The sequence below is a fragment of the Brevibacillus sp. IT-7CA2 genome (assembly GCF_949767855.1).
In the GTDB taxonomy this organism is placed as follows: Bacteria; Bacillota; Bacilli; order Brevibacillales; family Brevibacillaceae; genus Brevibacillus.
Genome location: NZ_CATKQT010000011.1, coordinates 720,575 through 733,281 on the forward strand (window position 1 = coordinate 720,575; position 12,707 = coordinate 733,281).

Sequence of the window (12,707 nt, forward strand, 5' to 3'; positions counted from 1 at the left end):
GCCAGTGGCAACGGGGCTGTCGCTATAAACGAATTCGATTGGCTTTTACATGCCTTCGGAGTTGGTCACCAGAACCTCTTCTCCCTCATTCAAGCCGCCTTTGATTTCAATAAAATCATATCCTTCAATACCGATTTCTACGTCTTTCGGCATTGGGTCTCCGGTACTCGGATCTTTCACCATTACCGTTCCCTGACCTGGCCCCAAAATTTCAACCGCATTGCTGGGCAAGCGCAGGACATTCTGTGCTTGGGCGACGATAATATCGTTATCTCCCGTCATCCCATGCTTAAAATCAGCCTTGTCTAGCAGTTCCACTTTTACCGCGAAACGAACTTCCTTTTCTTCCTTCTTTCCTTCTTTCGGGAGCTCTACGACTTTGCCTTTAAACGGCTCGGTACCAAACGCATAGACATAAACATCGACATTTTGTCCGATTTTAATCGCGGGAATATCAAGCTCTCCAACGGCTGCCATAAAGTAAACAGAAGTTGTATCCATAATAATGGCTGCAGGTTCTGACCCTGGCGCTTCGCCTTCTTTTACTCCTAGCTTGGTGATTACACCGCTAATTGGCGCTGTTACTTGGTTCTTCGCAATTTCACGCTTTTTCTGCTCCATGTTCAATAAAGACGTTTTTAGCGCGAGCTCTTTTTCCATCAGCTCCATACCGGACGCTTCCATATCCATCTTGAACAGTTGTTGTCCTACTTTGACTACATCGTCTTTTTTTACGTCGACCTTGCCAATTTTTCCGTGAGTACCCGCCAAAATTTCTATTTCATCAGGCAACTGGAATTCTTTCTGATTACGGCTTACATATAAGAGGCCCTTATCATCCGTATACTGTACCACACCCTTGTCCCCAACATAAATGGCCCCAGGCTTCTTAACCAATACCTCGACATTGTGAATTCCGCCAGCACCTTCTACTTTTTCACCTATTCTATCCACTTCCGTGACAACACCATCTACAAAATACATGGAAGTCGGAATGAATACCTTCACTTTTTGACCTACACTGAATCGTTCAGACTCATAGGGGGTAAATTGCCCAATTATTTTCAAATAGTCGGTATTAGCAAGCTTGACTACTACCTGCTCCGGTCTTACATCTTGCCCTTCTTCTACAAGGACCTCAACCACTTTTCCTTCTTTAGTAGCCGTGATCTTGTCTTTCTTTTGTTTAATTTCACTTAGCTCTTTTTTCGCCTTTAAAATGTCCAGCTCCAGCTTTTGAATTTCTAACTGTGCATCCGAGCTATCGATCGTGAACAAAACATCGCCTTTTTTTACGGACTGCCCTTCCTTAACTAGCACACGTTGCACCTTGCCATTGAGCTCTGGCTTGACTTCCTCTCGCGCCTTCGCTTCCACTGTACCTGCTGAGTTGATCGTCTTCTTGACGTCACCACGTTCCACGGGCGCTGTCGGGAAGTTCGGTTTTTCTTCTGGCTTTTCTTCTGTAACCTCTTCGCCCTTGAAGTACGAATAGCCGTAATAGCTTCCCCCTCCAAGAACAGCCACGACCGTGGCGATAATGATCCATTTTTTCTTGTTCATCTTACGTTCCTCACATTTCATCACTTATTCAGATCGAATCGCTTGCAGTGCACTTAAACGAGACGCACGGATCGCCGGGAAGATTCCCGCCAACACCCCAATAATAAAGGAGAAGCCAATCGCAAAGAATGCAAGCCAGCTCGGAATGACCGCCAATTTTGTTGGCTCAGCCTCTGGATCACCACTACCACCACCGTAGCCCATGTTCAGACTATCCAAGAGACCGCCAGACGCTCCGAAGTAATTCACGAGCTCAACCGCTCCCCACGCCATGCCAAGACCAGCCAGTCCACCTATTAAACCAATAAAGCCTGATTCCATTAAGAACAGCCAACGAATATTCAACACAGTGGCTCCGATTACTTTCATGATACCAATCTCTTTGGTTCGCTCTAAAATCGACATGATCATCGTATTGACGATTCCAATGGTTGCGACGAGCAAAGAGATTGCTGCAATTCCTCCGAGGACCATCTGAATCACGAAGAAGAAGTTATTGATGGTTTCCAGCTCACGTGCAGGCGACCATACTTCAAAGCCCTTTTCCTTCAATGCTTTGACTACACCCTCGACTTTTTCACGAGATTCTACCTTGACTGTAATTCTGTCAAATTCAAAGGTATCCTTTTTGGCTTTATCGCGTGAACGGCGCGATGCTCCCTCTTCGACTTCGTCACCTCGACTGCGCGTGACCCACTCGTTCAGCTCTTTCACTACGTTAATCGGTACATAAACCGCGGCTGACGAGTTACGTTCTTCAGACTTTTTTAATTGACCGACAACCTTCACACGCAGTTCTTTTTTCTCGTATTTCGGTTCATCGTCGATGCGATATTCGCGTGACAAGATGAGAGTCCCTGCTCTGTCTACGAGATTGAAGGCCAGTGCTTCTCCGCCCCCTATATCAGGAGGTGGCATCTGAGACATTTCATGCCGTCCAGCTCCGGCCTTTCTTCGCCGTTCCTCGCGCTTTTCCTTTTCTACGTCGCGCATTTCTCTGGATACATCGAAAGCAACCACTATCTCTTGTGGGGCCCCTGTCAGATAGCTTCCTTTTTCAATGTCATTTTTGCGATAGGCAGCCGACTCATTCACATCCACCCCAATTAGCTGTACGTAACCTTCTCGTCTACCTACCTTAAGCTTCGCTTGCTCTCGTAATTCTTTTATCGGCATAACTGCCTGAATGCCAGAAATCTTTTTTAATTCCTGCACCGCTTGCATGTTCAGCTTCTTGACTTTATCCTCTGGAACATCAATCCATTCGCCATTTTCCTCGTACCAACGCAATGGCTCGACGTCCATCTCTGTCAAGTTTCCGAAGTTCTCCAAGCTTTTTACTGCACTTTCCTTAAGCCCTAAACTAAGTGCCATCATCGCGACGATTGCTGCCGTCCCGATCATAACACCAACCGACGTGAGGGCTGTCCGCAGCTTCATTCGCCACAGGTTCCTCCAGACGATGCGAAAAGAATCCATTACCTTCACTGTTTGTTCACCTCATACCCTCGCCTACGCTGGTCTTGTCCTTTTTTGTACAACCCGTCCGTCCTGGAGATAAATGACGCGGTCGGACTGTTCCGCTACTTCCTGCTCATGGGTAACGATGATGAACGTAGTCCCATTTTCCTTGTTCATTTCTCTCATTAATAGAAGAATCTCTTGTTCGGTCTTTGAGTCCAGGTTCCCCGTCGGCTCATCCGCCAAGATGATGCCAGGCTGATTGACGAGCGCTCTCGCGATACTGACACGCTGCTGCTGTCCACCACTGAGCTCATTGGGTCTGTGATCGATACGACCTTCCAGCCCTACGCGATGTAGGATGTCCGTTGCTTTAGCCCGACGTTTTTTCTTGCTTTCGCCTGCAAAAATCAAGGGAAGTTCCACGTTTTCCAACGCTGTCAGATTTGGGAGCAGATTGTATGACTGGAAGATAAAGCCCATATTTTTACGGCGAAACATGCATAGTTCATTTTCGCTGTAGCTGGAAATCTGTGCTCCGCTAACCGTGACACTCCCTTCCTCCGGCTTGGTCAAACCTGCAAGCAAATTCAAGAGCGTAGACTTGCCTGATCCCGACGAGCCACACAAAGCCACGAATTCTCCCTTGTTGATATGAAGGTTGATATCATACAGCACGGGTACTTTGATTTTTCCCGTTCCGTAGCTGTGATTGACCCCTGTCACCGTCAGCTCTCCTGTTGAATTGACCATCGTTTGTCGCACCTCATTCGTTCTTTCAAAATGGAAACTTTCGTAAACATCACATACTAAAGACGTAACATTTCGCAAAACGTAACGCTTCTTTCGGAAACAATTTACGATTTACAGAATAACCATATATTCTTCAAAAATATGTAACAGCTATGTAACCTTTTGCAGGCTGTTACGTAATACAATGTAGATGTCAACAAACCATGGAGGGTCGAAGAAGATGACTATCTATCGCTTTTTATTTGAAACAGCAACACGCAGATGGGTTGAAATCATCAAGGCACCCAGTATGTTTGAGGCAGCAAAGCAAGCCAAACAACTTGCAACCAAGCGTTCCAAGTCCATGTCCACTACCATCAGCTTCTCTTTTCACCACGCTGCTTCTCAAGCATAAATGCACACATACATAAACCGCTTGCCCGCTAAGGGAGGCGGTTTTTATATTTTGGGGATATTATTGACAGCACCGATTTCTTCCTCTTTAATATAGAGAGAGGCATTACAGTGCATGACAGTATAGATCCGCTTCGATTGTGCAGCGGTATACAAAGGGAGATAATCACAATGACCATGAAGAAAGCACTCACCATTGCAGGTTCCGACACCAGCGGCGGAGCTGGCCAGCAAGCAGACCTCAAAACGTTTCAGGAGCTTGGTGTTTTCGGGATGACCGCCCTCACCGTTATCGTAGCCCAAGATCCGCATAACGAATGGTTTCACGAAGTGTTTCCGATCGATGTCGCGATCCTGGAAAAACAAATTGAAACCGTACTGGCAGGAATTGGCGTAGATGCTGTAAAAACAGGGATGCTCGGAACCACTGAACTGGTTGACCTCGCTACCCGTAAAATAAAACAGTACGATTTGAAAAATGTTGTCGTTGACCCTGTGATGATCTGTAAGGGTGCAGATGAAGCACTCCATCCAGAAATTGCAGTCAGCCTGCGTGAAGTCTTGCTCCCGCACGCAACAGTTGCGACTCCTAACCTGTTCGAAGCTGGTATTCTCAGCCAAATGGGCGCACTGAAAAGTGTCGATGACATGAAGGAAGCGGCAAAGCGCATCCACGACTTCGGCACCTCTTATGTCGTTGTAAAAGGCGGCAGCAAGCTTCAAAGCGGCAATGCCGTAGATGTTTTCTATGACGGGAAAACGATCGAGGTATTGGAATCAGAGCGCTTTGAAACGAGCTTTACTCATGGTGCTGGCTGCACGTTTTCAGCTGCAATCTGTGCTGAATTGGCAAAAGGAAGCTCCGTACACAACGCAGTAGCTGTTGCTAAAGAATTTATTACCGAAGCGATTCGCCACTCGTTTGCGCTCAATCAATATGTGGGTCCTACTAATCATGGTGCGTACCGCATGAAAAAGCACGGCGAAGCGATTTGCTAATTACGTCCTTGTAAACAAAAACTCCTGACCATATCCGAGTCTTCCTCGGCGGGTCAGGAGTTTTCTTAAGTTTACGCTTGTTTTTTGATAGCGACCTTGGGACTGATTGGGGTAGCTTTTCGTTTCATGCGTACGGAAGACACCGTAAATACGATGAGCGCAGACCAGATGAATCCAAAGCTGATGAGATGTGTTTGGGTGAAAGACTCTCCAAACAAGAAAACAGCAGATAAGAGCGATATAGTAGGCGCCAAGTATTGAATGAAGCCCACAACGGAAAGCGGGAGTCTAGCCGTTGCTTGGGCGAACCAGTAGAGCGGCATGGCAGTAGCTACCCCCGCCAGCGTCAGCAATAAAAGCTGCCACCATGCTAAGGATGTCATGGTCTCCGTGCCATTGACCTGTAGCATCAACAGATAACCGAAAGCAATAGGAGCCACAAACAGCGTCTCCCACGCCAGTCCGATCATCGCCTCCATCCGGACAAGCTTTTTCGCCAAGCTGTAGAAAGCAAAGGTCAGGGCAAGTGATAGAGAGACCCAAGGAATCTCACCGTACTGGAAGGTGATGAACATGACTCCGAAAGCTGCGAGCATTAGCGCGAGCCATTGCCCAGCATGCATTTTTTCTTTTAAGAAAATGACTCCGAGCAGTACGGTGATGAGAGGATTCATGTAGTAACCAAGACTCGTTTGCATGACTTGATCGTTATTCACTGCCCAGATAAAAATGAGCCAGTTCGCGCTGATTAGCAGTGAACATATCGCTAATGCTCCGAACATTTTAAAACCAGTAACCGCTCTCCACATACTACGCCAGCGTTTCGTTACCTGAATAATGATTGCGACAAAAATAATCGACCAGACGATTCGATGAGAGAGTATCTCCCATGCCCCCATTGCCTGAAACAGCTTCCAATAGAGGGGGAGTAACCCCCAAGCCAAATACGCCACAATTGCGTAAATAATCCCCTGTCTCATCCTTGCTCCTCCATGTGTTTCGCCTTCTCTTTCTCTATAGACGACTTTTTGAACTTCTTCTCTATGGTGTAGTGTAACGGAAATATGAAAAAACAGCTATGTATTCTCACATAGAATAAGGAGCCAATTACACTTTCATCCGTTACCATATTACCAATGCATGCAGCTAGCTAATTACCTTAGTAGCACAGTAAAGAGCGGACAAAAATTTTATTGTACCACTTTTATACCTGTAGTACAATAGTCATTATTCTTCCGAGTTTAGTCATACGAAAGGAACTTTTACTTATGACATACTGGCGATCTATCTTCTTAGTTTTACTTGGTGCGTGCAGCTACGGTGTCCTCTCTATCTTCATGAAGCATGCTTTTCAACTCGGCTTTACTCCCTTTGAAATGAGCGGAAGCCAATTGATTTTTGGCGGATTGATCATGACGGTCATGGCCATCTTTTTCTCCAAGCAGCGATTTTCGTTCAAGTATTTCTTGTTTTTGGCACCAGCCAGCCTCATGATGGCCTCAACCAGTCTTTTTTACCATCAGGCTGTTAGCCGGGTCTCTGCGTCGCTCGCAATCGTTCTCCTCTTTCAGTTTACCTGGATCGGTGTCTTGCTGGAGGCGATTGTGGATCGCAAATGGCCGACCGCTGAAAAATGGGTGTCTCTGGTTATGCTTGGAGCAGGGACGGTTCTTGCAAGCGGACTTGGCGAAAGCGGCATTCAGAATGTAGACATGGTCGGACTGATCTTCGGTCTGATGTCGGGCGCGACCTTTGCCTTGGTTATTTTCTTCAGCGGGCGAATTCTCCCTGGAATGGATCCATACTTGCGAAGCGCGATTTCGATTAGTATGGCTGCCCTGATGCTCTCGATCGTTTATCCACCGACTTTCCTGGTAAATGGTCAGCTTCTGCAAGGTTTGCTGCCGCTCGGTCTTTTGGTTGCGATCTTCGGTTCGGTCATCCCTATCTTCTGTTTGGCTGTCGGTGTTCCGCGGATCGGCAATGGACTGGCTACCATTTTAAGTGCAGTCGAATTGCCTACAGTCGTGCTCTTGTCGAGTTTCGTGCTTCAAGAGACTGTATCTCTCCCTCAATGGGGTGGCGTATTCATGATCCTCGCTGCCATTTGTGTACCGCAAGTAAAATGGCGGAAACTATTCTCCCCTTCTCACACCCTCGAGCAGGAAAGAATGTAGTGCCGTTTCCTATACACAGCATACAAAAAAGCGTGCAGACGAGCTGGTTCTGCACGCTTTTTTGTTGATACACCCCCTTCTCTATAGAAGGAAGGTAGATTCACTGACTCGAATCTATTTGCAAAGACTGCTGACTGGGATACACCGCCACCGAATCTCGAAGTGCTCGTCACCTTATTACACGAACAACCTCAGAAGATACAAGCTGCTTACAAGGATCGATTAGAAGAATTTCCCGCAACTGAATCCGGCATGCACACGATTGCACAAGTGCTTGTCCGAACTATTTTTCACGAAGGGGTGCACCTCGCTTCCCTCAATACAATCCGGAGGTTTCTAGGCAAATGAATCAGAACATAACGCCGATTTTTCGTATGTTTAACGTTGAGAAGGCAAGAGAGTTTTATGTGGAGTTTCTAGGTTTTCAGATTGATTGGGAGCATCGTTACGAGGATCACTTTCCGTTGTACATGCAAATTTCTTCTCCATCGTGCACGCTTCATCTATCCGAACATCACGGGGATGCTTGTCCTGGCTCAGCGATTCGCGTACAGGTAGAGAACATCGAGCTTTTTCATCAGTCACTGTTGCGTCAAGGATATAAGTACGCTCGTCCCGGTCTAGAGGAGACGCCGTGGGGAACGAGTGAAGTGAGCGTGACCGATCCTTTTGGCAATCGCCTTCATTTTTATCAGCCTGTTGCTCAATCGTAGACGGATATAAAGAAAGCCCAGCCGGAGTTCCTTTACAGGAGCCACCGCTGGGCTATTTTCATTTTACATTTTGAACATATATGGGGCGATCGATGGGACTTGAACCCACGAGTGCCGGAGCCACAATCCGGTGCGTTAACCCCTTCGCCACGACCGCCATATATAGGGTTTGCTTGGTGCGGTCGAGAGGACTTGAACCTCCACGGTGTTGCCACCACTAGAACCTGAATCTAGCGCGTCTGCCAATTCCGCCACGACCGCATATAAAAATGGTGGAGGCTGACGGGATCGAACCGCCGACCCTCTGCTTGTAAGGCAGATGCTCTCCCAGCTGAGCTAAGCCTCCATACCCCAAACCAGTTGTTGAGGCCCCCGCAAAGCATTCACTTCACTTTGTGGGGTATAAAGTGACCCGTAGGGGATTCGAACCCCTGTATGACAGCGTGAAAGGCTGCTGTGTTAAACCGCTTCACCAACGGGCCAAGTATGATGGCGGATGGAGTGGGATTTGAACCCACGAGACGGTTCGACACCGCCTACACGATTTCCAATCGTGCTCCTTCGGCCGCTCGGACATCCATCCATCGAGCCTGCAAGCGTTCGCTTCGGCAAGAATTAATCTATCATATTCACAACATGATTTCAAGTGATATTTTGAAAGTTTTCCCCTCGTACTACCGTCGTTTCATCAATCTTAGGTGTTTTTCATTCAAAAAGAAAAAAGGGAGATTGCCTAAAGCAACTTCACGTTCTGTTCAATATGATACAAGTAGTATTCCTTTACAAGACGGAGTGATGTCAGTTGTCAAAAAGAAAACGCCGTTCAGTAGGCTTCCCCTGTTTGTACGGAAACTGGTGTGGGCCTGGATGCTCCGGGCCGGGTGCTCCGATTGATGACGTCGACAGATGCTGCAAGAGGCATGATGATTGCTATCAAAAGCACGGCTATTTTTCTTGTCATTGCGATCAGGAGCTCGTACGCTGCCTTCGAAATAAAGTAAATAACTCAACGGAAAAAGGGAGAATGGCCGGACTCATCTCGAATTTTTTCTCTCGAACAGGATGCTTTCCCAACAATCCCCGCTAGTTATATCTGAATCGTTTTCCTCGTCAATTTTCATCCAAAAAACGGTAACAACTTGGACATGAATCAGACATAATTACCTTGTTTTTCCTTGTATTTTTTTGGTACTCTATTGAATGTCCAAGGAGGGTACGCAGCGTGGAATTGCACATACGAACAGACGCCAGTGTGGCGCTGACGTTAAAGAGAGAAATTATTTGTCATGGTATTTCCCGTTTTTATGTCCGTCCATTCGATGCTGATCAAGTAGAATTTATATTCCTAGCACTATCAGAGCACCAGAAGAAGCTGCTGTCTTATTCACTACGAAATTACAGCTACTGTCTAACATATCTAGCTTAATCGTTCTACGGCCATTTGTCTCCCCTTTTTTAAAGGGGAATTTTTATTGTTTTTTTTCGATGTACCCAAAACGGCGAACATCGTCTGCGGTCAAGTTATGCAAGGCATTCAAAAATTCGACTTGGAAACTGCCTGGACCTACTCCTGCTGCTTTCTCTGCTGCCAGCTGCGCAGCAACACCGTAGCATACCAATGCTGCAGCACCTGCGATCAGCTTGTCATTTGCAATGGCTGCAAACGCTCCCATAACAGACGTTAACAAACAGCCAGTTCCGGTCACCTTCGTTAAGATTGGATGACCATTATGGATCGAGTAAGTCGTTTCTCCATCCGAAATCACATCGACCTTGCCTGTAATCGCAACGATTGTCCTTAGCTTTTTCGCTGCTGCTCTCGCTAGGTCCGCGACATCTCCGCCCGATTCCTTCGCATCTACACCTTTAATCTCCCAACGCTCCCCGATGACATTGGCAATCTCGGCAGCATTTCCTCTAATGAGGGTAAGATCCAGTTCCTGCGCAAGATGTTGACTTGTTTCGGTTCGGTACGATGTTGCTCCCGCTCCCACTGGATCAAACAAAACAGGAACGCCATGCTGATTCGCCGATTTTCCTGCGATCAGCATCGCTTCGATCTCATGCTCATTCAATGTCCCTATGTTCAATACAAGAGCTCCGGCGATCTTTGCCATGTCTGCCACCTCTTGTTTGGCATACGCCATGACAGGTGATGCACCAAGTGCTAACAAGCCATTCGCTGTAAAGTTCGTGACTACTACGTTCGTCATGTTATGTACAAGTGGATTTTCCTCGCGCACTTTAATTAGTAATTGCCCGATTGTCTCCAGAATCATGATCGTTACTCCTTTCCTCTTGAACGGCGAATCGTGGAATCATCTTGTACACCTCGATGACTTCCCCTAATATAGAATGCTCTTGCATGACGCCAATGATGATATACGAGTGTTTTAAGAGGGGTAATTCGCGCATGTTAGCTACGATGTTCCACACTTTCCCATCATCATCCGTCACGCTAGCACTGAAGGAGACTCTTCCCGCCCCTTCTTTCAAGATGTCCAAGGCATCAAGGACTCCGCATATTTTCATCCGATCATCTGGATGCATGATCCGGTTTTCCTCGACCCATTTTATCTTCATTTCTTCTACTTTTAATGTTTTCCATCGATCAAGAAACTCCCAATCTTTGGAATGCGGAAATATATGCTTCGTTTGCTCAAGGAAGGTGTTGTACTCTCCGTGCAGCTGATCTACATAATCATCTACATCCTCAGAAATCACGCGAATCGAATCTTCTCCGCATGTACGGATGTGGTGAGCCAGGTATTTGAAGGACTCGATCATGTCAAAGTTCCCCCAGCCCCAGGCCTGTTCGCCGAAAACTCCCCCCCGGGTTCGGCATTTTAGGCAGGTGAAGTAATAGTATGTAGGCATATCTGTTCCCCTATCTCCCCTATTTTGTCTCTCTTTTGGTATCGGTTGAGGAAGCAAAGCAATTTATGTTACATTCGAACCTATTTTTTAAACTTCTCACGCAATTTGTTCACATTTTAAATTCTAGTATTTAGTGTGAGTTAAATCGCAAAAGGTGGCTCCCCCAAAATGTTTCAGGAAGCCACTCTTCATTATACTCCTTTTATGGCAATAAGAGGGTTACATTTTGCTACGACTGATGCAAGATTTGCTCCCACAACCGAATCGATGATTTGATCTACATCTTTATAGGCTTGCGGGCATTCATCAAGGATGGAAGCGAGCGAACGGTGATTCACCATGATCTCATCTTCCTGTCCTACGCGCATTGCCTGCTCGAATTGATCGATGGTCACAAGCTCCTTCGTTGCTTTGCGGGAACGAACTCGCCCTGCACCATGACAGATCGAATAAAAGTTTTTGGCTCCGGCGTCCGATCCGACCATGATATAGGACGATGTTCCCATAGAGCCTGGAATCAAGGCTGGATGTCCCGTTTCACGGTAAGCCTTCGGATTTTGGAAATGTCCTGCTGGCAATGCCTTCGTCGCTCCTTTGCGGTGGACGAGCATCGGTGTGTTGCGATGGAATTCTTTCAAAGCGTAATTATGCATCAGATCATACAGGACTGGTGTACGCATCTCACTACCAAAAACATCCCGAAACGCCTGCTCCACTGAAAATCCAATCATATGCCGATTCGTTACCGCAAAATTCAGCGCGGAGTACATCAAATTCAAATACTGTTGCCCTTCCTCGCTTTGGATCGGAGCATATACCAGGCTCGGGTCGGGATTACGGATCCCCCATTTGTACATGGCTTCCTTGAAGCTTTTGGTATAATCACGTCCTAGCATTGCCCCCCACGCCCGCGAACCAGAATGAATCATGATGACGACTTGGCCGTCGAACAGTCCCCACGCTTTCGCAATCTCCCTGTTCTCCTCCGCGATGTCGATATGCTGGATTTCAATAAAGTGGTTACCGCCCCCCAATGTTCCCAACTGGCCCCACCCACGACTCCAAGATTTTTGCGGTATTTGCTCCAGGAAGGAATGGTCGAATTCAAATGTGTACTTTTCCACATGCGAGAAAGAACGACGTAAGGTATCAGGCGCTTCTTCTGTATCCGGAATGTAGTTGCCAGGCAATCCTTTTAAGCCATGCTTCACGACTTCCTCCAAGCGAATATCTGTAAAATGCGTATTTCCCCGTTCGTTTGTCGGAACGTACGCTTCGATCGCTTCGATCAATGCACGTTTCAGGCTCTTGTCTTTGAGGTCGTCTCGATGCAACGGAGTCAGATGCACACGCATTCCACATCCAATATCTGATCCGACGATGGAAGGCGAGACAAATCCATCGGCAAGATTCCAAACCGCTGTCGTCCCAATGCAGGTCCCAACGCCCACATGCGCATCAGGGGTATACGAAAAATAAACATTTCGCGGAATACGCAAATTATTGTCTGCCATTTGATATACGCGTTCACCGAAGCTCGCAAATACTTCGTCATTCGCAAAAACGTGCACATCTCCATGCTCCAGCTTCACTTCACGATGGTTATTTCCATGCAAAATTGTTTTCATCATCCATTTCTCCTGTCTCTCACAGCCTGCGCTGTTTTTCATACCCTTATTTTCCATCCGCGCATGTGGTTTGAACATGGTAAAAGTATTACGAACCTCTTTTTTCATTGACTTCTCTTCAGCCTCTTCGTAATATGAGGACT

11 protein-coding genes and 5 tRNA genes are annotated in these 12,707 nt (G+C 46.9%); 4 read left to right on the forward strand and 12 right to left on the reverse strand.

What is annotated here, in order from left to right; genetic code table 11:
• Nucleotides 1-45: 45 nt before the first annotated feature.
• Genes ACM6JA_RS10015 through ACM6JA_RS10025 form a run of 3 tightly spaced genes read right to left on the reverse strand, consistent with a single transcriptional unit; the run spans nt 46 to nt 3,777 of the window.
• Nucleotides 46-1,563, reverse strand: a complete 1,518-nt coding sequence (locus ACM6JA_RS10015) for an efflux RND transporter periplasmic adaptor subunit (protein WP_414852149.1) — start codon at nt 1,561-1,563, stop codon at nt 46-48.
• A 24-nt stretch (nt 1,564-1,587) separates the two neighbouring features.
• Complete coding sequence (locus tag ACM6JA_RS10020) at nt 1,588-3,051, reverse strand: ABC transporter permease (RefSeq protein WP_414852150.1); 1,464 nt, start codon at nt 3,049-3,051, stop codon at nt 1,588-1,590.
• Between the two features lie 24 nt (nt 3,052-3,075).
• A complete protein-coding gene (locus ACM6JA_RS10025; RefSeq protein WP_007723179.1) occupies nt 3,076-3,777 on the reverse strand; it encodes an ABC transporter ATP-binding protein in 702 nt (233 codons plus the stop codon).
• 220 nt (nt 3,778-3,997) lie between these two features.
• Between ACM6JA_RS10025 and ACM6JA_RS10030 the strand changes: the two genes are divergently transcribed.
• Nucleotides 3,998-4,171, forward strand: a complete 174-nt coding sequence (locus ACM6JA_RS10030; protein WP_007723176.1) for a hypothetical protein — start codon at nt 3,998-4,000, stop codon at nt 4,169-4,171.
• Nucleotides 4,172-4,341: 170 nt separating this feature from the next.
• Nucleotides 4,342-5,169: a pyridoxine/pyridoxal/pyridoxamine kinase gene (gene pdxK, locus ACM6JA_RS10035; protein WP_414852151.1), complete on the forward strand. Its 828-nt coding sequence runs from the start codon at nt 4,342-4,344 to the stop codon at nt 5,167-5,169.
• Nucleotides 5,170-5,240: 71 nt separating this feature from the next.
• On the opposite strand, the gene rarD is transcribed toward pdxK, so the two are convergent.
• Nucleotides 5,241-6,149 carry an EamA family transporter RarD gene (gene rarD, locus ACM6JA_RS10040; RefSeq protein ID WP_414852152.1) on the reverse strand — a complete coding sequence of 303 codons (909 nt, stop codon included), beginning with the start codon at nt 6,147-6,149 and terminating at the stop codon, nt 5,241-5,243.
• 288 nt (nt 6,150-6,437) lie between these two features.
• Between rarD and ACM6JA_RS10045 the strand changes: the two genes are divergently transcribed.
• Complete coding sequence (locus tag ACM6JA_RS10045; RefSeq protein WP_414852153.1) at nt 6,438-7,346, forward strand: EamA family transporter; 909 nt, start codon at nt 6,438-6,440, stop codon at nt 7,344-7,346.
• A 344-nt stretch (nt 7,347-7,690) separates the two neighbouring features.
• The gene (locus ACM6JA_RS10050; RefSeq protein WP_414852154.1) at nt 7,691-8,059 is read left to right on the forward strand and encodes a glyoxalase superfamily protein; all 369 of its coding nucleotides are present in this window, start codon (nt 7,691-7,693) and stop codon (nt 8,057-8,059) included.
• 81 nt (nt 8,060-8,140) lie between these two features.
• Here the strand turns inward: ACM6JA_RS10050 and ACM6JA_RS10055 are convergent.
• The 8 genes from ACM6JA_RS10055 to ACM6JA_RS10090 all read right to left on the reverse strand — a co-directional run bounded on the left by ACM6JA_RS10055 (nt 8,141) and on the right by ACM6JA_RS10090 (nt 12,564).
• Nucleotides 8,141-8,216 (reverse strand) — tRNA-His (locus ACM6JA_RS10055).
• A gap of 17 nt (nt 8,217-8,233) precedes the next feature.
• Nucleotides 8,234-8,320, reverse strand: a tRNA-Leu gene (locus tag ACM6JA_RS10060).
• A 9-nt stretch (nt 8,321-8,329) separates the two neighbouring features.
• Nucleotides 8,330-8,405 (reverse strand) — tRNA-Val (locus tag ACM6JA_RS10065).
• A 62-nt stretch (nt 8,406-8,467) separates the two neighbouring features.
• Nucleotides 8,468-8,541 (reverse strand) — tRNA-Glu (locus ACM6JA_RS10070).
• Nucleotides 8,542-8,549: 8 nt separating this feature from the next.
• A tRNA-Ser gene (locus ACM6JA_RS10075) sits at nt 8,550-8,642 on the reverse strand.
• A gap of 886 nt (nt 8,643-9,528) precedes the next feature.
• Nucleotides 9,529-10,338: a hydroxyethylthiazole kinase gene (thiM, locus tag ACM6JA_RS10080; RefSeq protein WP_414852155.1), complete on the reverse strand. Its 810-nt coding sequence runs from the start codon at nt 10,336-10,338 to the stop codon at nt 9,529-9,531.
• Nucleotides 10,304-10,846, reverse strand: coding sequence for a hypothetical protein (locus tag ACM6JA_RS10085; RefSeq protein WP_414852156.1), 543 nt, complete (start codon nt 10,844-10,846; stop codon nt 10,304-10,306). Before ACM6JA_RS10085 ends, thiM begins: the two co-directional genes overlap by 35 nt.
• Nucleotides 10,847-11,127: 281 nt before the next feature.
• Nucleotides 11,128-12,564 (reverse strand): RtcB family protein, encoded by a 1,437-nt coding sequence (locus tag ACM6JA_RS10090; RefSeq protein ID WP_414852247.1) that lies wholly within the window; start codon nt 12,562-12,564, stop codon nt 11,128-11,130.
• Between the last annotated feature and the right edge of the window lie 143 nt (nt 12,565-12,707).

What these genes read in the sequence shown, in the direction of transcription:
- ACM6JA_RS10025 (WP_007723179.1), bottom strand. Translation starts at nt 3,777, where the DNA reads ATGGTCAATTCAACAGGAGAGCTGACGGTGACAGGGGTCAATCACAGC.
- ACM6JA_RS10045 (WP_414852153.1), top strand. Translation starts at nt 6,438, where the DNA reads ATGACATACTGGCGATCTATCTTCTTAGTTTTACTTGGTGCGTGCAGC.
- ACM6JA_RS10015 (WP_414852149.1), bottom strand. Translation starts at nt 1,563, where the DNA reads ATGAACAAGAAAAAATGGATCATTATCGCCACGGTCGTGGCTGTTCTT.
- pdxK (WP_414852151.1), top strand. Translation starts at nt 4,342, where the DNA reads ATGACCATGAAGAAAGCACTCACCATTGCAGGTTCCGACACCAGCGGC.
- ACM6JA_RS10050 (WP_414852154.1), top strand. Translation starts at nt 7,691, where the DNA reads ATGAATCAGAACATAACGCCGATTTTTCGTATGTTTAACGTTGAGAAG.
- ACM6JA_RS10085 (WP_414852156.1), bottom strand. Translation starts at nt 10,846, where the DNA reads ATGATCGAGTCCTTCAAATACCTGGCTCACCACATCCGTACATGCGGA.
- ACM6JA_RS10090 (WP_414852247.1), bottom strand. Translation starts at nt 12,564, where the DNA reads ATGAAAACAATTTTGCATGGAAATAACCATCGTGAAGTGAAGCTGGAG.
- thiM (WP_414852155.1), bottom strand. Translation starts at nt 10,338, where the DNA reads ATGATTCTGGAGACAATCGGGCAATTACTAATTAAAGTGCGCGAGGAA.
- ACM6JA_RS10030 (WP_007723176.1), top strand. Translation starts at nt 3,998, where the DNA reads ATGACTATCTATCGCTTTTTATTTGAAACAGCAACACGCAGATGGGTT.
- rarD (WP_414852152.1), bottom strand. Translation starts at nt 6,149, where the DNA reads ATGAGACAGGGGATTATTTACGCAATTGTGGCGTATTTGGCTTGGGGG.